Annotated in this window: 1 rRNA gene; it reads right to left on the bottom strand. The window is 55.9% G+C overall.

The features are described from left to right. Positions 1 to 1,017 (bottom strand): 23S ribosomal RNA (locus ACZ60E_RS45745); the annotation flags it as partial.

The following is a 1,017-nucleotide window of genomic DNA, read 5'->3' as shown; positions in this document are numbered from 1 at the left end:
GCCGGATCACTAGTCCCGACTTTCGTCCCTGCTCGACCCGTCGGTCTCACAGTCAAGCTCCCTTGTGCACTTACACTCAACACCTGATTGCCAACCAGGCTGAGGGAACCTTTGGGCGCCTCCGTTACTCTTTAGGAGGCAACCGCCCCAGTTAAACTACCCATCAGACACTGTCCCTGATCCGGATCACGGACCCAGGTTAGACATCCAGCACGACCAGACTGGTATTTCAACGACGACTCCACACCGGCTGGCGCCAATGCTTCACAGTCTCCCAGCTATCCTACACAAGCCGAACCGAACACCAATATCAAACTATAGTAAAGGTCCCGGGGTCTTTCCGTCCTGCTGCGCGAAACGAGCATCTTTACTCGTAGTGCAATTTCACCGGGCCTATGGTTGAGACAGTCGAGAAGTCGTTACGCCATTCGTGCAGGTCGGAACTTACCCGACAAGGAATTTCGCTACCTTAGGATGGTTATAGTTACCACCGCCGTTTACTGGCGCTTAAGTTCTCAGCTTCGCACGCCCGAAAGCGCACTAACCGGTCCCCTTAACGTTCCAGCACCGGGCAGGCGTCAGTCCGTATACATCGCCTTACGGCTTCGCACGGACCTGTGTTTTTAGTAAACAGTCGCTTCTCGCTGGTCTCTGCGGCCACCCCCAGCTCACCGAGTAAATCGGATCACCGGTGATGGCCCCCCTTCTCCCGAAGTTACGGGGGCATTTTGCCGAGTTCCTTAACCATAGTTCACCCGAACGCCTCGGTATTCTCTACCTGACCACCTGAGTCGGTTTAGGGTACGGGCCGCCATGAAACTCGCTAGAGGCTTTTCTCGACAGCATAGGATCATCCACTTCACCACAATCGGCTCGGCATCAGGTCTCAGGCACATGTACGACGGATTTACCTATCGCACGCCCTACACCCTTACCCCGGGACTACCACCGCCCGGGCTGGACTACCTTCCTGCGTCACCCCATCACTCACCTACTACAGGTCTGGTCCGTCGGCTC

It is taken from the genome of Streptomyces sp. NPDC102514 (assembly GCF_055584525.1).
The sequence above is the reverse complement of the archived record's forward strand: the minus strand, read 5'-3'. Positions and strand labels throughout refer to the sequence as shown.